Annotated in this window: 23 protein-coding genes; 9 read left to right on the top strand and 14 right to left on the bottom strand. The window is 61.0% G+C overall.

The window, feature by feature from the left end; translation table 11 throughout:
• The first annotated feature begins 60 nt into the window (after nt 1-60).
• From AC1Q6J_RS11595 to AC1Q6J_RS11615, 5 genes are all read left to right on the top strand, one after another.
• Nucleotides 61-1,305: an acyl-CoA dehydrogenase gene (locus AC1Q6J_RS11595; RefSeq protein ID WP_492279473.1), complete on the top strand. Its 1,245-nt coding sequence runs from the start codon at nt 61-63 to the stop codon at nt 1,303-1,305.
• A 5-nt stretch (nt 1,306-1,310) separates the two neighbouring features.
• Complete coding sequence (locus tag AC1Q6J_RS11600; RefSeq protein WP_492279474.1) at nt 1,311-2,006, top strand: nitroreductase; 696 nt, start codon at nt 1,311-1,313, stop codon at nt 2,004-2,006.
• 30 nt (nt 2,007-2,036) lie between these two features.
• Complete coding sequence (locus AC1Q6J_RS11605; protein WP_492279475.1) at nt 2,037-2,447, top strand: nuclear transport factor 2 family protein; 411 nt, start codon at nt 2,037-2,039, stop codon at nt 2,445-2,447.
• A 9-nt stretch (nt 2,448-2,456) separates the two neighbouring features.
• Nucleotides 2,457-3,338: a haloalkane dehalogenase gene (locus tag AC1Q6J_RS11610; RefSeq protein WP_492279476.1), complete on the top strand. Its 882-nt coding sequence runs from the start codon at nt 2,457-2,459 to the stop codon at nt 3,336-3,338.
• Nucleotides 3,339-3,582: 244 nt separating this feature from the next.
• Nucleotides 3,583-3,987 (top strand): hypothetical protein, encoded by a 405-nt coding sequence (locus AC1Q6J_RS11615; protein WP_492279477.1) that lies wholly within the window; start codon nt 3,583-3,585, stop codon nt 3,985-3,987.
• 71 nt (nt 3,988-4,058) lie between these two features.
• Here the strand turns inward: AC1Q6J_RS11615 and glnA are convergent, their stop codons facing one another.
• From glnA to AC1Q6J_RS11635, 4 genes are all read right to left on the bottom strand, one after another.
• Entirely contained in the window at nt 4,059-5,489 is a 1,431-nt protein-coding gene (gene glnA, locus AC1Q6J_RS11620; protein WP_492279478.1) for a type I glutamate--ammonia ligase, read from the bottom strand.
• Nucleotides 5,490-5,554: 65 nt separating this feature from the next.
• Nucleotides 5,555-5,737 carry a hypothetical protein gene (locus AC1Q6J_RS11625; RefSeq protein ID WP_492279479.1) on the bottom strand — a complete coding sequence of 61 codons (183 nt, stop codon included), beginning with the start codon at nt 5,735-5,737 and terminating at the stop codon, nt 5,555-5,557.
• Between the two features lie 65 nt (nt 5,738-5,802).
• Entirely contained in the window at nt 5,803-6,126 is a 324-nt protein-coding gene (locus tag AC1Q6J_RS11630) for a YkgJ family cysteine cluster protein (RefSeq protein ID WP_492279480.1), read from the bottom strand.
• Nucleotides 6,123-6,830 (bottom strand): helix-turn-helix transcriptional regulator, encoded by a 708-nt coding sequence (locus AC1Q6J_RS11635; protein ID WP_492279481.1) that lies wholly within the window; start codon nt 6,828-6,830, stop codon nt 6,123-6,125. The genes AC1Q6J_RS11630 and AC1Q6J_RS11635 overlap by 4 nt, the downstream gene beginning before the upstream one ends.
• Nucleotides 6,831-6,927: 97 nt before the next feature.
• On the opposite strand from AC1Q6J_RS11635, the gene AC1Q6J_RS11640 reads away from it, so the two are divergent.
• Complete coding sequence (locus tag AC1Q6J_RS11640; RefSeq protein ID WP_492279482.1) at nt 6,928-7,656, top strand: glutathione S-transferase family protein; 729 nt, start codon at nt 6,928-6,930, stop codon at nt 7,654-7,656.
• Nucleotides 7,657-7,667: 11 nt separating this feature from the next.
• Here the strand turns inward: AC1Q6J_RS11640 and AC1Q6J_RS11645 are convergent, their stop codons facing one another.
• On the bottom strand, nt 7,668-8,294 hold the full coding sequence (locus AC1Q6J_RS11645) for a pyridoxamine 5'-phosphate oxidase family protein (protein WP_492279483.1): 627 nt from the start codon (nt 8,292-8,294) through the stop codon (nt 7,668-7,670).
• A 103-nt stretch (nt 8,295-8,397) separates the two neighbouring features.
• Entirely contained in the window at nt 8,398-8,949 is a 552-nt protein-coding gene (locus AC1Q6J_RS11650; RefSeq protein ID WP_492279484.1) for a carboxymuconolactone decarboxylase family protein, read from the bottom strand.
• A gap of 124 nt (nt 8,950-9,073) precedes the next feature.
• Between AC1Q6J_RS11650 and AC1Q6J_RS11655 the strand changes: the two genes are divergently transcribed.
• Entirely contained in the window at nt 9,074-9,973 is a 900-nt protein-coding gene (locus AC1Q6J_RS11655) for a LysR family transcriptional regulator (RefSeq protein ID WP_492279485.1), read from the top strand.
• Between the two features lie 9 nt (nt 9,974-9,982).
• Here the strand turns inward: AC1Q6J_RS11655 and AC1Q6J_RS11660 are convergent, their stop codons facing one another.
• Nucleotides 9,983-10,411 carry a PaaI family thioesterase gene (locus tag AC1Q6J_RS11660; RefSeq protein WP_492279486.1) on the bottom strand — a complete coding sequence of 143 codons (429 nt, stop codon included), beginning with the start codon at nt 10,409-10,411 and terminating at the stop codon, nt 9,983-9,985.
• Between the two features lie 173 nt (nt 10,412-10,584).
• A complete protein-coding gene (gene pobA / locus AC1Q6J_RS11665; RefSeq protein ID WP_492279487.1) occupies nt 10,585-11,754 on the bottom strand; it encodes a 4-hydroxybenzoate 3-monooxygenase in 1,170 nt (389 codons plus the stop codon).
• A 259-nt stretch (nt 11,755-12,013) separates the two neighbouring features.
• On the opposite strand from pobA, the gene AC1Q6J_RS11670 reads away from it, so the two are divergent.
• Nucleotides 12,014-13,159, top strand: a complete 1,146-nt coding sequence (locus AC1Q6J_RS11670) for an ABC transporter substrate-binding protein (protein WP_492279488.1) — start codon at nt 12,014-12,016, stop codon at nt 13,157-13,159.
• Nucleotides 13,160-13,372: 213 nt separating this feature from the next.
• Here AC1Q6J_RS11670 and AC1Q6J_RS11675 read toward each other — a convergent pair whose 3' ends face one another.
• The 3 genes from AC1Q6J_RS11675 to AC1Q6J_RS11685 all read right to left on the bottom strand — a co-directional run bounded on the left by AC1Q6J_RS11675 (nt 13,373) and on the right by AC1Q6J_RS11685 (nt 17,076).
• Complete coding sequence (locus AC1Q6J_RS11675) at nt 13,373-14,104, bottom strand: ABC transporter ATP-binding protein (protein ID WP_492279489.1); 732 nt, start codon at nt 14,102-14,104, stop codon at nt 13,373-13,375.
• Nucleotides 14,101-15,855 (bottom strand): branched-chain amino acid ABC transporter ATP-binding protein/permease, encoded by a 1,755-nt coding sequence (locus AC1Q6J_RS11680; RefSeq protein ID WP_492279597.1) that lies wholly within the window; start codon nt 15,853-15,855, stop codon nt 14,101-14,103. Before AC1Q6J_RS11680 ends, AC1Q6J_RS11675 begins: the two co-directional genes overlap by 4 nt.
• Before the next feature lie 180 nt (nt 15,856-16,035).
• Nucleotides 16,036-17,076: a branched-chain amino acid ABC transporter permease gene (locus AC1Q6J_RS11685; RefSeq protein ID WP_492279490.1), complete on the bottom strand. Its 1,041-nt coding sequence runs from the start codon at nt 17,074-17,076 to the stop codon at nt 16,036-16,038.
• Between the two features lie 179 nt (nt 17,077-17,255).
• On the opposite strand from AC1Q6J_RS11685, the gene AC1Q6J_RS11690 reads away from it, so the two are divergent.
• Nucleotides 17,256-17,771, top strand: coding sequence for a MarR family winged helix-turn-helix transcriptional regulator (locus AC1Q6J_RS11690; protein ID WP_492279491.1), 516 nt, complete (start codon nt 17,256-17,258; stop codon nt 17,769-17,771).
• A gap of 74 nt (nt 17,772-17,845) precedes the next feature.
• Here the strand turns inward: AC1Q6J_RS11690 and AC1Q6J_RS11695 are convergent, their stop codons facing one another.
• The 3 genes from AC1Q6J_RS11695 to AC1Q6J_RS11705 form a co-directional block, all read right to left on the bottom strand.
• Nucleotides 17,846-19,129 (bottom strand): glycerate kinase type-2 family protein, encoded by a 1,284-nt coding sequence (locus AC1Q6J_RS11695; RefSeq protein ID WP_492279492.1) that lies wholly within the window; start codon nt 19,127-19,129, stop codon nt 17,846-17,848.
• Between the two features lie 170 nt (nt 19,130-19,299).
• Complete coding sequence (locus tag AC1Q6J_RS11700; RefSeq protein WP_492279493.1) at nt 19,300-20,529, bottom strand: ABC transporter substrate-binding protein; 1,230 nt, start codon at nt 20,527-20,529, stop codon at nt 19,300-19,302.
• A 174-nt stretch (nt 20,530-20,703) separates the two neighbouring features.
• Nucleotides 20,704-21,933 (bottom strand): ABC transporter substrate-binding protein, encoded by a 1,230-nt coding sequence (locus AC1Q6J_RS11705; RefSeq protein ID WP_492279494.1) that lies wholly within the window; start codon nt 21,931-21,933, stop codon nt 20,704-20,706.
• Between the last annotated feature and the right edge of the window lie 47 nt (nt 21,934-21,980).

A 21,980-nucleotide genomic window follows, 5' to 3' on the forward strand; every position in this document is an offset into this window, starting at 1 on the left:
ATTCCGGATCGACCCGCGTTGCGGATCGTCTGGAATGACGAGAAACAAAGGATCATTCTCATGAATTTCGATGACACCCCGCAGGAAGCCGCCTTCCGCGCCGAAGCCCGCGCCTGGATTCAGGCCAACGCACCGAAGGAACTGGAAGCTGAACTGTCGCAGCCGACCGTCGGCCGCATCAAGCTGAAGAACCACGACATCCTGGAAGAATCCAAGAAGTGGCAGAAGAAGAAGGCCGCTGCCGGCTGGGCCTGCCTGCACTGGCCGAAGGAATTCGGCGGCCGCGGCGCGTCGCCGATCGAGCGCGTGATCTGGCAGCAGGAAGAAGGGTTCTACGGCAAGCTGGAAGGCGTGTTTTTGATCGGGCAGGGCATGTGCGGCCCGACGCTGATGGCGTTCGGCAGCGATGCTGACAAAAAGACCTATCTGCCGCCGCTCGCGTCCGGTGAACATGTCTGGTGTCAGTTGTTCTCTGAACCGTCCGCCGGTTCCGACGTCGCGGGTCTGCGCACCCGCGCGGAAAAGAAGGGCGACGACTGGATCATCAATGGCCAGAAGGTCTGGACCACCGGCGCGCACTTCTCCGATTACGGCATCGTCATCACACGCACCGATCCGACCCAGCCGAAGCACAAGGGCCTGACCATGTTCTGGCTCGACATGACGTCGCCGGGCGTCACCGTGAAGCCGATCAAGCAGGCCAACGGCCAGTCGGAATTCAACGAAGTCTACTTTGTCGATGTGAAGATTCCGGACTCGCAGCGGCTCGGCAAGGTCGGTGACGGCTGGAATGTATCGCTGACCACGCTGATGAACGAGCGCATGTCTATCGGCGCGCGGCAGTCGACCGGCTTTCCCGAACTGTTCGCGTTCTGCAACGATCTGATGCTGGAAGACGGTCCCGCCATCGAGGACAAGAATGTCCGCTCAAGGCTCGCAAGCTGGGCGGTCAAGGCCAGCGGTCTCAAGTATACCAGCTATCGTTCGATCTCGGCGCTGTCGCGCGGCGAACGCCCGGGCCCGGAAAACTCCATCGGCAAGCTCGTCGCCGGCACCATGCTGCAGGACATCGCGATGTTCGCGATGGACCTTCAGGGCGCGTCCGGCGCGCTGACCGATGCGGACAGCCCGTCGGTCGGCGGCCAGTTTCAGTCGATCCTGCTGCGCTCGCCGTCGGATCGCATAGCAGGTGGTACCGACGAAATCCTGCGCAACATCATCGCTGAACGCGTGCTAGGCTTGCCGGGCGACATCCGCGTCGACAAGGATGTCCCGTTCAACGCGATTCCGACCAAAGGACGCTGAGATCCATGCTTGCACAACCCGACAGCCGCGACATTGAAGTCGTGGAGAAGCTGCTTGCCGCGCGGTATTCCTGCCGCGCGTTCAAGCCGGACCCGGTTCCGCGCGCGACCATTGAACGTGTGCTGAACGCCGCGCAGAAAACCGCGTCATGGTGCAACAGCCAGCCATGGCAGGTTGCGATCTTTTCCGGCGATGCGGTCAGGACATTCGGCGAGGCAATGTACAAGGCGGCGAGCGAGCGCGCGCCGCCGGTGACGGACTTTCCGTTTCCGCGCGAGTATCAGGGCGTTTATATGGATCGTCGCCGCGAGAGCGGATACCAGCTCTACAACGCACTCGGCATCCAGCGCGGCGACAAGGCTGCGTACAACAAACAGATGCTGGAAAACTTCCGCTTCTTCGGCGCGCCGCATGTGGCGATCATCACCAGCGACGACGCGCTCGGCGTCTATGGGGCCATCGATTGCGGCGGTTATGTCAGCAGCTTCATGCTCGCTGCGCAGGCCGCGGGTCTCGCCACCATTCCGCAGGCGGCTCTGGCCGGGCATGCCGACGTGGTGCGCAAGCATCTCCGGGTCGGGGATGATCGCCGCGTCGTCTGCGGCATTTCGTTCGGCTATGCGGATGAGGCGCATCTCGCCAACAGCTATCGCACCAACCGTGCGACGATCCCTGAGGCGGCTACGTTCATCGGCGAGTAAGTTCGCGAGAAAGAAGTTGCGATGGCGGACATGAAGGCGATCGACGACGCGGCGGCCACCGAACGCGTTCGCCGTGTCGTCACGCGCTACGCGACAGCCTGGGCGGCAGGAGACTTCCCAACGATCCGCGACTGCTACCACGATCAGTTCACGCTCCATTACGGCGGCAACAATCCGCTGTCTGGCACGCACAAGGGTAAAGCCACGTGCCTCGCAGTGCTTGAAGAGTTTCGCAAGCGCACCCGGCGCAAGCTGCTCAGTGTCGATCAGATCATGGCCGGGCCGGAGCGCGGCGCGGTTCTGGCGCGCGAGCAGTTCAGCCATGACGACAAATCCACGGACGTGCAGCGGCTGCTGGTGTATTCGATCCGCGACGACCGGCTCCATGAGTGCTGGGTCTACGATCAAGATCAGGCCCTGATCGATCGCTTGTTATCATGAGGATGCGCCGTGACCGAGCAGCCGCTTTCGAAGAAGTTTGTCGATGTCCTCGGTCATCGCATGGCCTATCACGAACGCGGCGAAGGCGCGCCGATCCTGTTCCTGCACGGCAACCCGACCTCGTCGTATCTCTGGCGCGACGTCATTCCCGAGCTTGAAGGACAGGGCCGTCTGATCGCGCCGGATCTGATCGGGATGGGCGATTCCGGCAAGCTGCCGAACGTGAAGCCGGATACCTATCGCTTTACCACGCACCGCAATCATCTCTGGGCGTTCATCGACGCGGTGATTGGCCCGGGCGAAAAGGTTCTGCTGGTGATTCACGATTGGGGTTCGGCGCTCGGTTTCGACTGGGCCAACCAGCATCGCGATCGCGTGCGCGGGATCGCCTATATGGAAGGCATCGTGCGCCCCGTCGCGGGATGGGAGGAGTGGAGCGAGGCGGCGACGCCTGTGTTCCAGGGATTCCGCTCCGACAAGGGTGAGCAGATGATCCTCGACCGCAACCTGTTCATTGAACGGGTGCTGCCGGGCTCGGTTCTGCGCAAGCTGACCGACGCCGAGATGGAGGTCTATCGCAAGCCATTTCTCAATCGCGAGGACCGCTGGCCGACACTGACCTGGCCGCGCCAGATTCCAATAGGCGGAGAGCCTGCCGATGTGGTCGCTATTGTCGATGCTTATGCGCAATGGATGGCGCAGAACGATGTGCCGAAGCTGTTCGTTAATGCCGAACCCGGTGCGATCCTGATTGGAAAGGTGCGGGAATTCTGCCGCGGCTGGAAGAACCAGACCGAGGTCACCGTTCCCGGCAGCCATTTCATTCAGGAAGATTCCGGTCCGGCGATTGGCCGCGCCATCGCGGACTGGGTCAGGGACAAGCCCGTCTAAGCCTTCGCTGTCACGATATGCTTGTCGTTCCGTCTCCTCCCGTGCCTCGCCGAATCACCCGTTGATTCGCCCTGTGTGCGGGCCGGTTCCATCTCTCTAACATTCAATGAACGCGCGGATGAACACGAGCGCGTGGTTAACCTTGCGTTAGGAAATTGCATTGCATCTTCCGGGAATGAAGTGGCGCATGATTTTTCCGCCAAGCCGCCCATACTGGCGGGTCATGTAGCTGGGGAGATTTTCAATGTGGTCCAGCCGCGAAGCCTTTGAGAACGACGTCTGCCCGGTCGGCGACGAGATGCTCGGAAGCCTGTACCGAGCCAGCGAACACGGTCTTCCTCAACTTGTGGAATCGGTCTCGGCGGATGTCAGGGCGATGCTTGCTCTGTTCTGCTACCGCCGCGCCCATCTGCACGGGATGAGCCTCGCGATCGCGGCGACCTGCACAGAGCGCGATCTGGTCGAGCAGGGCGGTATTGTCGGCTCGACGCTGTTCGCGATGTCGCGCGAGGCGCCATCGGCAGGCCCGTCAGCGTCGTCTTACGGCAACCGCCGCAATATCACGCTCTCGACCAAGCCGCTGAGCACCTTCGCCCCGATCGCCGACGAGATCGACGACGAGGGCGACCTCGCGGCGATGCCGGCGTAAGCCGCTGCGACCTGGGTTGACATTCGCGTCACGCGCCCGCGGTCAGGGATGCGAATGTCAAATCCGCTCCACTAGATATCATAATAGAGATGAAACTCGTGCGGATGGGGGCGAAGCCGAATGGCATCGATCTCCTTCGTTCGTTTGTAGTCGAGCCAGGTTTCGATCACATCGCGGGTAAAGACGTCGCCGCATAGCAAGAACGCGTGATCGCGCTCGAGTGCATCGAGCGCCTGATCCAGCGATCCCGGTGTCGATTTCACCTCCTTCGCTTCGGCGGGCGGCAGATCATAAAGATTCTTGTCGATCGGCCTGCCAGGATCGATGCGCTTCTCAACGCCATCGAGGCCGGCCATCAGCATCGCGGAAAAGGCGAGGTAGGGATTGCACGACGGGTCCGGCGAACGGAACTCGACGCGCTTCGCCCGCGGGTTCGGTGAATACATCGGAATCCGGCAACACGCCGAGCGATTGCGCTGGGAGTAGACCAGGTTGATTGGAGCTTCGTAACCCGGCACCAGACGCCGATAGGAATTCGTGGTCGGGGCGCAAAGGCCGCATAAGGCCCAGGCGTGGGTCAGAAGCCCGCCGATGTAATAGCGGCCGAGCTCGCTCAACTCGGCGTAGTCAGCCTTGCCGTAGAACAGGTTGGTCTCGTTTTTCCAGAGACTCTGATGAACATGCATTCCGGAGGCGTTGTCTTCGAACAACGGCTTGGGCATGAATGTCGCGGTCATGTTGTGCCGGTGAGCGGTGTTTTTGACCACATACTTGTAGATCATCAGGTTGTCAGCCATGCGGGTGAGCGTCGTGAAGCGCATGTCGATTTCGTTCTGGCCGCCGGTCGCAACTTCATGGTGATGGGCTTCGATCGCGATCCCCAGCGCTTCCATCGTCAGCACCATTTCGGTGCGAAGATCCTGCAGGCTGTCGGTTGGCGGAACTGGAAAGTATCCCTCTTTCGGGCGCGGCTTATGGCCCAGATTCGGCTCCTCGTCCTTGCCGGTATTCCAGCTGCCTTCGCTGGAATCGATTTCGTGGAAGGCGTAGTTGATACCCTGTCCGTAGCGCACGTCGTTAAAGACGAAGAACTCCGCCTCCGGGCCGAAATAGCTCGTATCGGCGTGGCCGGTACTCCTCAGGTAGGTCTCGGCTTTCTGGGCAATATAGCGCGGATCGCGGCTATAGGATTGACCGGTCACCGGGTCCCTGATGTTGCAGATAAGAACAAGCGTCGTTGTTGCAGGAAAGGGGTCGATGAAGGCGGTCGCCGGGTCGGGCACGACCAGCATGTCGCTTTCCTGAATCTCCTGGAAGCCGCGGATCGATGAGCCATCGAATCCAAGGCCCTCGTCGAGGGCGCCGGCATTCACCGCGCTCGGTGGGACGGAGAAATGCTGCCAGACACCCGGCAGGTCGGTGAACCGCAGATCAATCATCTGGACCTTGTGGTCCTTGATGGTCTTGAGGACATCTTCGGCGGTCGCACAGTTCGAAATCATGGCCTCACTCCTGCAACTGAGAGCGATTCCTTGAAAATCACGCCGTCATCCGCTGCTGGACAGCTTCAGCTTTGGTGTGGCCCGCGCATCATCTTGAGCGCGTCCTCGACATGCCGCCAGTTTTTGGCCAGTTCGGCCTTGCCTTGCTGTTCGCACTCAATGGCCTTCTGGGCGGCTTCGGCAATTGCCCGGGGCCCGTGTGCTTCCAGCAATTGACGCGCATAGTCGTGAATTTCCATCTCCCGCATGGCGTCGTGCTCCTCTGGTTCAGGGGCTGAAAGAGTTGACGCTTGAAGGGAACATTAGTTCCCGATTATTCGCCGCCAGCCGAACCGGCCGCGAGTTCCGGCAGTCCGAACCGCCGCCGGGCCATGCCGCATTCCGGGTCTCCCGGCATGCAGGTGCGGCAGACTTCGGGACGCACATCGTAGATTCCGCAGGCTGTCGCGGTTCCGACCTTGCCGGTCAGCGCCGAACACCGGTCGCCGTCGCAGCGCATGCCGGACAGCCGGTCGTTGACGAATTTTTCGGGAATGAGGTCGAGCGCGGCGTCATCTTCCACCGTGAAGCGCGGCCAGTTGCTCGAATAGGAGCAGCAGGCGCCGCAGCTCTGGCAGGGGTTGTCGGTTGAGGTCATGGCGTCGGCGCTCGCGCATGTTGTTTGAGCGAAAAACTCTTCATCCATTTCGCCCGCAATGCGGCGCGGCGCTCGGGGTACTTCTCGTTGAGAAATACCGCATCTGTCATGCGGTCGATCCGGAAGCTGCGAAAATCCTTTCGCAGTTCGCACCACGCGGCCAGCATTCGCACGGTCTCCAGATAACCCACTGCGATCGGCCAGACAGTGCGTCGGGTGTCGTGGCCCTGTTCGTCGCGATAGTGCAGCAGGACTTTCTTGCTGGCATAGATATGCGCCCGCAATTGCGTCATATCGATGCTGTCGGACGGCGCGTCCCATTTCGGCGGGGTCCGGCTGGCGGGCTCGAGCGCCAGCGGTTGCAGCCGCTCGGGAATGGTTTCGACGATCTTGGCGATCAGGTCCTGCGCAGCCTTCGCCAGCGCCGGATCGGCCCGCCCCATCACCCATTGCGCGCCCAGCACCGCGGCCTCGACCTCGTCCGGCGTCAGCATCAGCGGCGGCATGTCGAACCCCTTTTCCAGCACATAGCCGGTGCCGGTCTCGCCCCGGATCGGCACGCGCTGGCCGATCAGGGTGGCGATATCGCGGTAGATCGTGCGTTTCGAGGTTTCCAGCTCCTTTGCAATCGCCTCGGCAGTCAGCGGCTTGCGGGTGCGCCGAAGCACCTGGATGATCTGGAACAGCCGGTCGGCGCGCCTCATTTTGCGGTCTCTCGCAGGGTCTCTTGCTGCTGACAGTATGGTGGCAGCAGGGGGTATCTACAAACGGGCATCTTTTCAACGCGCAAAGGATGCTTCCATGATCACTCTCTATGGCATTGGCCCCGGCTTCGGCCTCCCGGAAATCAGCCCCTATGTCACCAAGACCGAAGTCCAGTTCAGGATGGCGGGCCTGAAATACGTCAAGCAGCGGGCGATGCCGGACACCTCGCCGAAGGGTCAGTTGCCCTATGTCGACGATGGCGACGAGCGGATTGCCGATTCCACCTTCATCCGGTTCCATCTTGAAAAGAAGCACGGCTTCGATCTCGATGCCGGGCTCGATGAGCGCCAGCGCGCCGAAGCCTGGGCGATCGAGCGCATGGTCGAAAATCATTTCAACTGGGCGTCCGTCTATACCCGCTGGATGATGCCAGAAAATTTCGCCAAGGGACCAGCGCATTTCTTCGACGACGCGCCCGAAAACATTCGCGACGCGGTACGGGAGGACGTGCGCGGCCGGGTTGCGGAGAGTATGCGTATCGCGGGGTTAGCCCGCCACACGCCTGACGAGATCACCGAACTCGGCGTCCGCTCACTATCCGCGCTGTCGATGCTTCTCGGCTGGAAGCCGTATTTGATGGGCGACAAGCCCTGCGGTACCGACGCGATGGCGTTCGCCTCACTGGCCGGGCTGATGACGCCGTTCTTCGATTCGCCGTTGCGTCAGCGCGCGCTGGAGTTCTCCAACCTCGTCGCCTACGTGGACCGGATGATGGCGCGCTACTATCCCGAACATCAGTGGCAGCGGATGATCGCTGCGGCCTGACAGACAAGCCCTTATTGAGGCGGAAGGCGCTGTTTCAGCAGCGCCACGTCCGCCTCAAGCTCGGCGATGCGCTCATCCCGGGCGGCAATGGCCGCCGCGACATCGGCGGCGTCGAACTTCATGGGAATATGCTGCGGACAGTTGATGTCCCATGCGGTGATCTTGAACAGGATCGCCTGCTCGGGCTTTGCCTTGTATTCCTTCGGCATCAGCGCCGCGATCAGTGCCGGGTCGTCCTCGACCACGCGCGCCTCGCCCCAGATCTTGATCCGGCGGCGATTGATGTAATCGATCAGGAAAATATAGGCCTTCGGATTTTCGCTGAGATTGCCCTGCGTGATGTATTGGCGGTTGCCGCGGTAATCCGCGAAGGCCAGCGTGTCTTTGTCGAGAATCCTGAGGAAGCCCGCCGGGCCGCCGCGATGCTGGATGTAGGGCTGACCGTCCGCGTTCGCCGTCGCCAGGAAGAAGCTGGTCTGCTCGCCGATAAAGGCGGCGAGGGACGGGTCGATCTCGGTGCGAAAGCCGCCGCCGTCTTCCATATGGGCGTACCCTCCGCGCGATCCCTTGCGGGTCTGGATCGCCTTCACGGCGGGTGTGAACGCGACATCGCTGGAGATCGTGAAATCGTTGTTCATCTCTCGCCTCTTTTTTGTCACGCCTTGCACGAGCGTATTTGCACGATCAGAAACGAGGCAAGCCGCGCGGGCATCCGGCTTGCCTCATTCGGGTTCTGAAGGCTCAGGCAGCCGCACGTGCCGGCACGAGGGGGAAGTCGATCTCGGTGCCGAGCGACTCATTGATGTAGTTCGTGAAGGTGTTGAGCGCGACATGCGCGACGATCTCGATGATCTGCGCGCCGGTATACCCGGCTTGCTGCAAATCGCGGACCGCGTCGGCGCCGACATGGCCGCGCTTCTGCGTCAGCAGAACCGCGAAGCGGACCGCCGCATCCGCCGTCGCATCGGTCGACCCTCCGTCGCGATTCGCGCGAATTTCCTCGTCGCTGAGCTTGGCGAGATTCTTGCCGAGGTAGGCGTGCGCGGAGAGGCAATAGCTGCAACCGTTGATCTCGGCGATGGCCAGCGCGATGCGCTCGCGCGTCCGTGCATCGAGCGTGCCCTTGCCCAGCGCGCCGTTGAGACCAAGATAACCTTCGAGACCCGCCGGGCTGACGCCGACAAGACGGAACAGGTTCGGCACCACGCCGAGCTGCTTGTTGACGGCCTCCAGCAGAGGCTGCGAGTCGGCAGGGGAAGCTTCAATGGAAGCCGGGGTTGGGATCAGGGACATCGGATTATCCTTTCAGAGGCGGCTCGGCCCATGCCGCACCGCTGCCGTGAGATATGCGGCTCGCCCCATTCTGTAACAATCTGGCCTATTGACACTTCATAATTGCTGTTTATGAAATAATCCCATGGACCGTCTCGATGCCATGCGCGCGTTTGTTTCCGTCGCGGACCTTGAGGGATTTGCACCGGCGGCCCGCAAGCTTGGTCTCTCGGCATCGGCGGTGACGCGGCTGATCGCCAGCCTGGAGAACCATCTCGGCGCGCGGCTGCTTCAGCGCACCACGCGATCGGTGACGCTGACCGACGTCGGCACCCGCTATCTTGAGCGCGCGCGGCGGATTCTCGGCGATGTCGAGGAAGCCGAAGGCTCGGTTCAGGCCGAGCGCACCCAGCCGTCCGGCAGACTCGTCGTTTCCGCGCCACTGATGTTTGGACGGCTGCATGTCGGGCCTGTCATGTCGGACTATTTGAAGCAATATCCGGACGTCAGCGCCGAACTGCGGCTGTCGGACCGCATGATCAATCTGGTGGACGAGGGCGTCGATATCGCCGTGCGCATTGGGCATCTGGCGGATTCCAGCGTGGTGGCGCGCACGGTTGGCGACATGCGGCGGATCGTCGTTGCCTCTCCGTCATATCTCAAGGCGCGCGGAGCGCCATCGAAACCGTCGGATCTTGCCACGCACGAGATCATTCAATTCTCGGGCGGAACGTCGCTGTCCGAATGGCGCTTCACGGAGAACGGCCGCGAGATCCGCGTTCCCCATATCTCGCGCTTCGCCACCAACAGCACCGACGCGGCGGTGCTGCACGCCGAGCAGGGCGGCGGGCTGATCAACGTGCTGGCCTATCAGGTAACGGATGCGCTCAAGGCTGGACGATTGAAGATCGTGCTGGCTGACTACGAGGCGCCGCCGATGCCGATTCATCTCGTCTATCCGACCTCGCGATTGCTCTCCGCGAAAGTCAGGGCGTTCGCCGATCTTGTGATCGAGAAATCAGACTGGCGGTTCGGAACCAAGTAGCGAGCCGTATCAGGATTTCCGGCTTGGGATCTTGAAAGTCGCGTTGGCTCGCGCACAAGGTTCGCCATCGGCCGTGACAAAGCACTGCGCGAAGCAGATTGACCCGCCGATTTTGACGAAGTCGGTTTCGAATGCGAGCCACTGGCCGATCTTTGCCGAGCCGAGAAAATCGACCGAAAGATTCACGGTGACGATGCCCGAGAGACCCCCCTTGACGCAGCAGCTCAATCCCATCGCATTATCTGCAAGCGCCGCGATCAGCCCGCCATGAATCAACCCGCGGGAATTGGTGTGCGCCTCGGCGAGGCGCAATCCAAGAATGTAGGCATCTGGCGTCGCCTTGAAATAGATCGGCTCCCACGGCTCGGTGAGCGGACTGCGCCGCGGATGTCGTGCGAAGCCTGCTGGAATATCGGCGAGAGTTTCGGTCGTTCCCATGTTTCTCTTTCAAATGCTGCGTGGTGCGGTTGCCGCACTATAGAGTGGGCTCCGCGCGCGATCATTCAAAATCAAGTTTGAAACAGGACGCTTCTGTACGTTTGAAACGACAACGAAGTGATTTTATTTCATCTGCGCGTAATAAAGACGAGAGCAACGCTTCGCCTGTCAGCTCAATACGGCAGTCCGACATAGTTTTCCGAGAGCGAGGTCTTCGCCGCGTCGGATTCGATCAGGTAGGCGAGTTCCGCGCGCTGGATACGTGAACTGAATTCATCTGTTCCCGGAAAACGGTGAAGCATCGAGGTCATCCACCAGGAGAAGCGCTCGGCCTTCCACACCCGGCTCAGCGCGCGCCGCGAGTAATCGTCGATGCCCGCCGGAGATTTATCGGTGTAGAACTCGCGCAGCGCCGTTGAAAGATAATGCACATCGCTGGCGGCAAGGTTGAGCCCCTTGGCGCCTGTCGGCGGCACGATATGCGCGGCGTCACCCGCGAGGAACAGCCGTCCGAACCGCATGGGCTCGGCGACGAAGCTCCGCAACGGCGCGATGCTCTTTTCGATCGACGGTCCTGTGATGAGGCTGGCGGCGGCTTGCGGGTCGAGGCGGCGTTTCAATTCGTCCCAGAACCTGTCGTCCGGCCAGTGGTCGATATGGTCGTCGAGTTTGCATTGCAAGTAGTAGCGGCTGCGATGCATTGAGCGCATCGAACACAGCGCGAAGCCGCGCTCGTGATTGTTGTAGATTAGTTCAGGCGAGACGGGCGGCGTCTCCGACAGGAGGCCGAGCCAGCCGAACGGATAAACGCGCTCGAAGATCTTGAGCGCATCCGGCTCGACGCTCTGCCGGCTGACGCCGTGAAAGCCGTCGCACCCCGCGATGAAATCGCAGGCCACCTCATGGGTTGCGCCATCCTTGACGTAACGCACCCGCGGCTGGTCGCTTTCGAAGTCGTGCAGGCTGACATTGCCGGCGTCATAAACGGTCGTGAGTCCCGCCTTGATCCGCGCATCCATCAGGTCGCGGGTAACTTCGGTCTGCCCGTAGACGGTTACCGTCTTGCCGGTCGCCCGCGTCATGTCAATCCGGTGGCGTGCGCCGCCGAACGCCAGTTCGATGCCGTGATGGATCAGGCCGTCATGGTGCAGCCGCTCCGCGACGCCGACTTCCTCCAGCAGGCCGACAGTGCCCTGTTCGAGTACGCCCGCCCGGATCCGCGCCAGGATGTAGTCACGATCCTTGCGCTCAAAAATGACGTTGTCGATGCCATAGCGGTGCAGCAACTGTCCGAGCAGCAACCCCGCCGGGCCTCCGCCGATGATGGCAATCTGTGTCCGCAACGTCTGTAACTCCCGGCGTCTTGCGAATAGGGTTTTGTTCGCCGTCAAAATTGATTATACCAGATAACAATATCGGGAAAGGCCGTTCGAAGCCTCGCGTATCATACCAATGGCAAGTGCGGAAAGCATTGCAAATGGCCGGTAACTTCTATCTGAATGGCTGCAACCGACACCGGATGCTGCACCGCAAATAGCCTCGCATCCCGCAATCGTTAACGACTGTCAGAAACGTCAAAGAGACTTTCAAGGGAGGATGACCATGAAGACTTTAACATGGACCGCAGTGGTTCTTGGGGCCGCGATGGCTTTGCCGGGTGCCGCGCGCGCGCAGGACATCACTATCGGCGTCAGCATCAGCACCACAGGCCCTGCGGCCGCGCTCGGCATTCCTGAAAAGAACGCGCTCGAGTTCGTGCCGGGCGAAATCAGCGGCGCCAAGATCAAGACTATCGTTCTGGATGACGCCGGTGATCCAACCGCCGCCACAACCAATGCGCGCCGGTTCGTGACCGAATCCAACGCCGACATCATCATCGGCTCGTCGACCACGCCACCATCGATCGCAATCTCAACCGTCGCCAACGAAGTTGGCGTGCCGCAGCTCAGCCTCGCGCCGCTGCCGATCACTCCGGCTCGCGAAAAGTGGACGGCTGTGATGCCGCAGCCGGTGCCGATCATGGGCAAGGTGCTTTACGAGCACATGAAGAAGAACAACATCAAGACCGTGGGCTATATTGGCTTCTCGGACTCCTACGGCGACTTGTGGCTCAATGATCTGAAGACCCAGACCGGCGCCATGGGCGGCATCACCGTTGTTGCCGAAGAGCGCTATGCGCGCCCCGACACCTCGGTAGCAGGTCAGGTTCTGAAACTGGTCGCAGCCAATCCGGATGCAATCCTGATCGGCGCATCGGGCACCGGTGCCGCGCTGCCGCAGTCGGCGCTGCGCGAGCGCGGTTACAAGGGTTTGATCTATCAGACCCACGGTGCCGCCGCGATGGATTTCATCCGCATTGCCGGTCCGTCCGCGGAAGGCGTCATCATGGCCGCGGGCCCAGTGATGGCTCCGGAGGGGCAGGCGGACAGCGCGCTGACCAAGAAGCCGGGCATGGCGCTGAACACCGCCTATGAAAAGAAGTACGGCGCCAACACCCGCAGCCAGTTCGCCGGCCACATGTACGATGCCTTTGAAGTGCTGAAGCGCGTCGTGCCGGTTGCCTTGAAGAAGGCCAAGCCCGGCACGCCGGAATTCCGCGAGGCGATCCGTCAGGCTTTGCTCTCTGAGAAGGAAATTGCAGCCAGCCAGGGCGTCTACAACTTCACCGAGAAGGACCGCTTCGGCACCGATGATCGCTCGCGCATCATCCTGACTGTGAAGAGCGGCAAGTATGAAGTCGTGAAGTAACGGCTGAAAGAATATTCGCTGCGACGGTGCCCGGCCTTGTGCCGGGCATTTTCTTGCCGGGGCGAGTATCAGAATGACATCACGGTCGGGCATAGCCGTTCGAAGAACGGCGTCATTTCCGCTCGCCTGCGTCCCAGCCATCCCGAGCGAAGGCATCGGTGTCCGATTATCGGGATCGCCGGAACAAGCCCGGTGATGACAAACGAGAGAACGCTACAGCTTGCTCTGTTCGTCGTGCTGGAATCCAAGATAGCTCGCCACCACGCGCTGGTCACCGCTGATCTCTTTCGCCGAGCCGCTCATGATGAATTCGCCAAGCTCCATGACATAGGCGCGGTCGGCGATCTCCAGCGCGGCGCGGGCGTTCTGCTCAACCAGCAGCACCGATACGCCGGCCTGACGCAATTCGCCGATGGTGCGGAAAATGTCCGCAACGATCAGCGGTGCGAGGCCGAGCGACGGTTCGTCCAGCATCAAGAGACGCGGCTGACTCATCAGCGCGCGGCCCATGGCCAGCATCTGCTGCTCACCGCCGGACAGCGTGCCTGCGAGTTGAGTGCGGCGTTCCTTCAGTCGTGGAAACAGCGCAAAAACTCGTTCCTGCTCGCTGGCGGCCTTTGCGCGCGGCACACGGAAGCCGCCGAGTTGCAGGTTTTCCTCGACTGTCATGGTGCCGAACAGTTCGCGATGCTCAGGCACGATGCAAAGTCCCGCCGCGACGCGGTCCTCGATATCGAGACGGGAGATTTGCTGCCCGGAGAAGACAACACTGCCGTTGAGTGGCAGGATTCCCATGATGGCGTTGAGCAGCGTGGTCTTGCCTGCGCCGTTGGCGCCGACGATGGTCACGATCTCATCGGCGTTGACGTCAAGCGTCACGCCGCGCACGGCTTCGACCTTGCCATAGGCAATGTGCGCATTTTCGACGGACAGCAGTTTTGTCATGACGCTGTCCCCAGATAGGCCTTGATCACGTCGGGATTGGCGCGGACCGCCATCGGCGCTCCTTCGGCGATCTTGGTGCCGAACTCCAGCACAACGATACGGTCGGCGATATCCATCACGAAGCCCATGTCGTGTTCGACCAGAAGGACCGACATGCCCTCAGAGCGTAACTGGCGCAGCAGCGCCGACAGTTTCTGCTTCTCCATGTGACGCAAACCGGCCGCGGGCTCGTCCAGCAGCAGCAGGATCGGATCGACGCACAGTGCGCGGGCGATTTCCACGATGCGCTGCTGGCCGAGCGAAAGACTTCCCGCCAGTTGATGCATCTGGCCGCTGAGACCGACGCGCTCGATCTGCTTTGCAGCTTCCGCCAGCAGCGCGGCTTCATCCTTGCGGTCGAGCCGCAGCATGCTGGCGATCGCGCCGGCATGGCCGCGCAGATGGGTACCGATGGCGACGTTTTCCAGCACTGTCATGTCGGGCACCAGCTTGACGTGCTGGAAGGTGCGGGCGACGCCGAGCCTGGCGATGTCCTGCGGCGGCGCATTGTCGACGTTGTGACCGAGAATGGAGATCGTTCCGCCCGATGAGCGCAGCACGCCGGTGATGAGGTTGAACGTGGTGCTCTTGCCCGCGCCATTGGGGCCGATGAGCGCCACGATCTCGCGCGCTTGAACGTCGAACGACACGTCATTGACTGCGATCACGCCGCCGAACTGTTTGCGCGCGGCCTGAATGTCGAGCAGCGTTTCGGAGGCGGGGATAGCCTTGCTGCGCGGCGGCAACGCTTCCGCCGCCTTCGGGCGGGGAAGCTTCGCGGTATCGAATTTCAGCAGGGCCGCGAGGCGAGGCCACATGCCGCCGGGCGCGACCTGCAGCAACGCCACCAGCAGGATACCGAAAATCACAGTCTCGAGCTGCGCCGATCCGTGAAACACCACTGGCAGGAAGCTTTGCAGGAATTCCTTGAGCACGATGACGATGCCTGCGCCGAGTACCGCGCCCCAGACATAACCCGCCCCGCCGACCACGGCGATGAACAGATACTCAATGCCGGCATTCAGCCCGAACGGCGTCGGATTCACCGCACGCTGGAAATGTGCATAAAGCCACCCCGACAAGCCTGCGAGCACGGCGGCATAAATGAAGACCAAGAGCTTGGCTCGCGCGGTCTGCACGCCGAATGCTTCCGCCGCAATATGGCCGCGGCGCAGCGCGCGGATCGCGCGGCCAGTCCGCGAGTCGAGCAGGTTCACCGTCAGCAGCGCACACACAATCACCGCGAACCAGATCGCGAAATAAATCTTGCCGGGGTCGGTCAGGTGCAATCCGCCAATCGCCAGTGGCGGAATGCCTGAAATACCGTCGTTGCGTCCGACCAGTTCGAGCTTGCTGAACAGATAGAACAGGCTGATGCCCCAGGCGATGGTGCCGAGCGGCAGGTAGTGGCCAGACAGTCGGACTGTGATCAGGCCGAGAATCACGGCCGCGACGCCGCTGACGATCAGCGACAGCGGCAATGTCAGCCACGGCGACAGTCCGTAGGAGGTGGTGAGGATCGCTGTCGTATAGGCGCCGAAACCGCAGAATGCGGCCTGGCCGAATGACGTCAGGCCGCCGACGCCGGTCAGCAGCACGAGGCCCATCGCAACCAGTGCGGCCAAGCCGATGTTGTCGAGCAGTACGATCCAGAACGGCGGCATGCCCGGGATAAACGGGATGCCCGTCATCACCAGTGCGAATACGATCATGCCCCAACGCTGCGTCACATCAGTGTCCCGAATCCGAAGTTCGCATCATCGTGCAGCGTCTTTCGTAGCGAACTTCGGATTCGAAAGGACACTGATCAAATATAATTCTAGTGTGGCCTTGGTTCGCAGATCCGCTAACGGGCCTGCGAGAACAGAAAAGCGGACTTGCGAACCGCCACACTAGTCGTTCTCCTCTTCGACCTCTGGCGAAGCCAGCGAGCGCAGGATCAGAACCGGGAGCAGCAGCGTGAAGACAATGACCTCCTTGAAGTTGCTGGCATAGAACGACGAGAACGCTTCGACGATACCGACCACTACGGCTGCGGCGGCGGTGAGGGGATAGCTCACGAGGCCGCCGATGATGGCGGCGACAAAACCTTTCAGGCCGATCAGGAATCCGGTGTCATAGTAGATCGTGGTGATGGGGACGATCAGGATGCCTGAGATGGTGCCGATGACGGCGGCGAGCAGGAACGCGACCTGTCCCGACAGCGTGGTGCGAATGCCGACGATGCGTGCGCCGAGGCGATTGACAGCGGTAGCGCGGAGCGCCTTGCCGTAAAGCGTGTAGCCGAACAACAGCCAGAGGCCGACGATCAGCAGGATGGTGATAGCATAGATGGCGATGCTCTGGCCGGTGAAACGCAACGGCCCGATAGTGAAAGCGGCGGTGGAAATCGCCGGTGCGCGCAGGCCTTCGGGCCCGAAAAACACCAGCCCCAGCCCCTGCAAGGCGAGATGTATGCCGACCGACGCGATCAGCAGCACCAGCACCGAGGCATGTGCTATCGGCTGATAGGCGATGCGATAGAGATAAAGACCGATCGGGGCGACGATGATGATCGACAGCAGGAAGTTGACGACCACATTGTTCTGGCGTCCCGCCAGCATTGTCGCCAAGCCCCAGATCGCGAGCGGCAGCAGGATGTTCAGCGCCAGCGATCGCAGCACCAGCCGAAGGGTCATTATGTTGCGGCCGGCGACGATGTCGAAGCAGAACGCGACGATGCCCATGCCGATCGCCAGCAGGGCGGTGCCCGGCACCTTCCCGGTTGCCAGGATCGCGTAGGTCAGCGCGCCGAAGGTAATGAACTCGCCCTGCGGGATCAGGATGACGCGGGTTACCGCGAACACCAGAACGAGCGCGAGCCCGAGCAGCGCGTAGATCGCGCCGCTGGTTATTCCGTCCTGCAGCAGGAACAGAAGGATCGTGCTATCCAAGGCGTCCCCTCAAGCGTCGCGCGCATGCGGATTGAAGGGTCCGCTGCACCGAAAGCGGCGGTTGAATTCCGCCATCTCTATTTGATATATTTTATAACGATTATCGAGTATAACTACAAGCCTTGGTCGCTCTTCGGGTAGAGGCGCCCTTATAGCAGACCGATCACGGGAAGCGCACGATGGCTGTTTCCAGGACCGCGAATAACGCTGCCGCCAAAGCCAAAAAACGGCCGCGGCGGGCGCCGGCGGTATCTCCTGCCGCCCCGATCCGGATCGGGGACCTGTCGGACTTCCTCGGCTATTCGCTCAAGCGTGCGCAACTGCGGATTTTCGACGACTTCATCGGCTGCGTCGCGGCACTGCAACTGACGCCGGCGCAATTCTCCGTTCTGATGCTGGTCGAAGCAAATCCCGGGCGGAACCAGACCGAGATCGCCAGCACCCTTGGAATTCTGCGGCCCAACTTCGTCGCCATGCTGGACGAACTGGAAAGCCGGGATCTCTGTGTCCGCGTGCGCTCCAGCAGCGACCGCCGCTCGCACATCCTGAAGCTGACGGACAAGGGCCGCGCGGTTCTGTCCCGCGCCAGGAAGCTGATCGAGACCCGGCACGAGGCGCGCCTCAAGGACCTGCTGGGAGAGGACAACCGCGCCCTGCTGCTGACGATGCTCGGCAAGATCGCGAAGGAGTTTTAAGGGGCGGCATTTCACTTCACCTCTCCCCGCAAGTGCGGGGCGAGGGAGCGCGCGGTGCTCGGAGTAACGACAGGCTACGGATCCACCAGAATGATGCGGATATCGTTGACGTTGGTTAGCGTCGGTCCGGTCATCAGAAGATCGCCCGTGGCTTCAAAGAACGCGGTGGCATCATTGTTGGCAAGATAGGCCTTCGGATCGAGCTTGAGTTCGCGCATCTTTGCAAACGTGCGCTGATCGAGGATCGCACCGGCCGGATCGGTCGGATGTCCGGCGCCGCCGTCCGCGCCATCGGTATCGCCGGCCAGCACGCAAATGCCCGCCGTATCGGCGAACAGGCTCGCGAGCGCGAGCACGTATTCCTGGTTGGGCCCGCCGCGTCCATTGCCGCGCACCGTCACCGTGAGTTCGCCGCCGGACAGGACGGCGAGCTTCTTTCCCTCTGCATGCCCCTTCAGGGCAATCTGTGCATGGGCGGCGGCAACATCGCGCGCTTCGCCTTCGAGATCGGCACCGAGCGCAACGATTTCATAGCCGGCGTTTCGCGCCACGGCGACGGCTGCATCGAGCGATTCCTGCGGGCGCGCGATGATCCTGAAATCCGCGTGCGCGAACGCCGCGTCGCCAGGCTTGCAGCTCTCGTTGCGCGGATCATTCAACGCTGCAATCACGGCATCATCGGCCTTGATTTGATAGCGGGCGACGATCTCACGCGCGTCGGCCAGCGTCGTGGTGTCCGGCACCGTCGGCCCGGACGCGATGGTCGCAGGATCGTCGAACGGCACATCCGAGATCGCCAGCGTCAGAACTTGCGCGGGCGCAGCGGCTCGGGCGAGCCGGCCGCCCTTGATGCGCGACAGATGTTTGCGCACAGTGTTCATCTCTCCGATCGGCGCGCCCGATCGCAGCAGGCTCTTGTTCATCGCCTGCTTCTGCGCGAACGAAATTCCGTCAGCCGGCGCGACCCAGTTCGCTGAACCGCCGCCGGACAACAGCACCAGAACGAGATCATCGGCGCTGGCAGCTCCAGCCAGTTCAAGCGTCCGCGCCGCGGCCTTCATGCCCGCTTCATCGGGCACCGGGTGACCGGCCTCGACAATCTCGATGCGCCGGGTTGGCATGCCGTATCCGTGACGCGTGGTGGCGAGTCCCGACAATCGCGCGGGATCGATATGGCCGCCGTCGAGATAGTGCCGTTCCGCAGCATACGCCAACGCGCCGGCAGCCTTGCCCGCGGCAAGACAGAGGATGCGGCCGCGCGGCGGCGGTGGCAGGTGTTCGGCAAGAATGCGGTCAGGGTGGGCTGCGGCGACAGCGGCGTCGAAAATGGCGCGCAGCAAAAGGCGTTTGTCGGTCATCAGATCATCGCTTGGCGCTATACGGGCTCAAGACATGACATGATCGGGGGCACGATAAAAGGCCCTCCGCAGGGTTATTGCGGAGGGCGGAAATGTTTCCAGATCTGCCCGTGCAGGGCGGGGAAGTCGGATTTCAGAACTGGAAATCCGGCTTCCTTCCGAGCCAATCGTCAGCCGCCGACCTCGCCGCTGATGACGGGACCGAACAGTTCCCAGCGCTCGCCCTTGAATCGCATCATCTGCAATTGCTCGATCGGTGCGAAGTCGGTGGCGCTGGTGTTCAGCTTGATGCCGGGCAGACCCATCTCCTGCTGAAGATCCTTGATACTTGCAGCCTGCTTCATGACGTTCTCGCGGGTGAGATTGTCTCCGCAGGCCTTCAGCACATGCACCATCGTCTGCGCGGAGCTGTAACCATATGCGACCGAGCTGTCGGCCCGGTTGGCTTCGGGGAAGTACTTCACGAGGAAGGCGTCGAAGTTCTTGACGCCCGGATCGTCCTTCCATTGCGGGTCGGTCGGATCCTTGCCATAGGTCGCAGAGATCACGCCCTGCGCATTTTCGAAACCGGCCGGCTTGATGACCGACCCCGTAGACGAGGCGACGTTGTTCAGGATGAACAGCGGCTTCCAACCAAGCTCGGCGACCTTCTTGATCGATTGCGCGCCAAATTTCGGTGTGGTGATGCTGACGAAGACATCAGCCCCCTTCGATTTCAGCGCAACGACCTGCGAGTCGATCGTGGGAACGGACGTCTCGTAAGGCTCCTCGGCGATAATCATCGAAGCGCCTTTGGCTCCGAGACCGTCCTTCAGCCCCTTCAAAACGTCCTTACCGAAGTCGTCGTTCTGATAAAGAATGCCGATCTTGCCGTTCGGTTTTTCCTTCATCAGGTATTTCGCATAGATGATCCCTTCGCTCTGGTAGTTGGGCTGCCAGCCCATGGTCCAGGGGAAGTTCTTCGGATCGTTCCACTTGGTGGCGCCGGTCGCCACGAACAGCTGCGGCACCTTCTTGGCGTTCATGTATTTCTGGATCGCCGAATTCGATGGCGTGCCGAGCGAATTAAAAATCAGCAGAACTTCGTCGCTTTCCACCAGCTTGCGGGCCTGTTCCACAGCCTTCGGTGGCGAATAGCCGTCATCATAGGAAATGAAATTGATCTTGCGGCCGTTGATGCCGCCTTCGGCATTGATCTTGTTGAAATAGGCAGCCTGCGTTTTGCCGATGATGCCATAGGCGGACGCCGGTCCGCTGTAGGGCATGATGCTGCCGATCTTGATTTCGGTGTCGGTGGCGCCGGTGTCGTATTTCTTTTGTGCGACCGCATTGCTGGTCGACGCAGCCAAGGCTGCGACGGTAGCGAGAAAGAATATGCGTTGAAGTTTCTTGGCGGACATTTCTTTTGTTTCCCTAACCTAGTTTTCTTGATGTTTGTTTTTAGCACTTGCCTTGGAGGCCTTGTGGCCTCGCAGGTATTCAATACCGTTTGTCTTGTTGATTCAACAAAATGGCATTGAAGTCATAACCCCCTGCGAATGTGTCGCAGGGGGTTTTTGTTGTCTGACGCCGAACTAGCCGCCAACGTCACCACTCAGGATATCGCCGAACCGGACCCAGGTCTCGCCCTTGAATTTCATCAGCTGCATCTGGCTGATCGGGGCAAAATCGGTCGCGCTGGTGTTGATCTTGACGCCAGGCAGCAGACCTCCGAGTTCCAGATTTTTAATGCTGGCCGCCTGCTTCATGACATTCTCGCGCGTGAGATTGTCGCCGCAGGCCTTGAGTACGTGAACCAGGGTCTGGGCCGAGTTGTATCCGTAGATCACCGAACCGTCGCTCCGGTTGGCTTCGGGGAAGTACTTGAGAAGGAAAGCGTCAAAATCCTTCATTCCCTTGTCGTCCTTCCACTGCGGATCGGTTGGGTCCTTGGCGTAGGACGCCGAGATGATGTCCTGCGCATTCTCGAATCCGGCGGGCTTGATCACCGAGCCAACCGACGCCGAGACGTTGTTCAGAATGAACAGCGGCTTCCACTGCAATTCCGCGACTTTCTTGATCGACTGGGCAGCGAACTTCGGCGTGGTGATGCTGATAAAAACATCGACGCCTTTCGACTTCAGGGCGACGACCTGTGAGTCGATGGTGGGCACGCTCGTTTCATAAGGCTCTTCCGCGACGATCATGGAAGCTGCCTTTTTGCCGAGGCCGTCCTTGATGCCCTTGAGGTAGTCTTTGCCGTAATCATCGTTCTGGAAGAGAATGCCGATCTTGCCGTTCGGCTTCTCCTTCATCAGGTAGGAGGCGTAGATCCGGCCCTCACTCTGGTAGTTGGGCTGCCAGCCCATGGTCCAGGGAAATTCTTTCGGATCGTTCCACTTCGTGGCGCCGGTGGCAACGAACAGTTGCGGCACCTTCTTGGCGTTCAGATATTTCTGGATCGCCGAATTCGACGGCGTGCCGAGCGGGCCATAGACGATCAGGACCTCGTCGCTCTCGACCAGCTTGCGCGCCTGCTCGACGGCCTTCGGCGGCGAATAACCGTCATCGTAGGTGACGAAATTGATCTTGCGGCCGTTGATGCCGCCCTCGGCATTGATCTTGTTGAAGTAGGCCTGTTCGGATTTTCCGATGACTCCATAAGCGGAGGCCGGTCCGCTGTAGGGCATGATATTGCCGATCTTGATCTCGGTATCGGATGCGCCGGTGTCGTATTTTTTCTGGGCGAGTGCGCCGGTGCTTGTCGCGGTGAGCAGGGCCACAGCGGCCGAAGCGACCGCGAGTCGCGAGGTGAGTGCTGACATTACGTTCCTCCTTGGAATCGTGTTTGTACCTTCGTTGTGTTTTTTTG

The organism is Afipia sp. MLSD5-FHT05B12 (assembly GCF_058793355.1).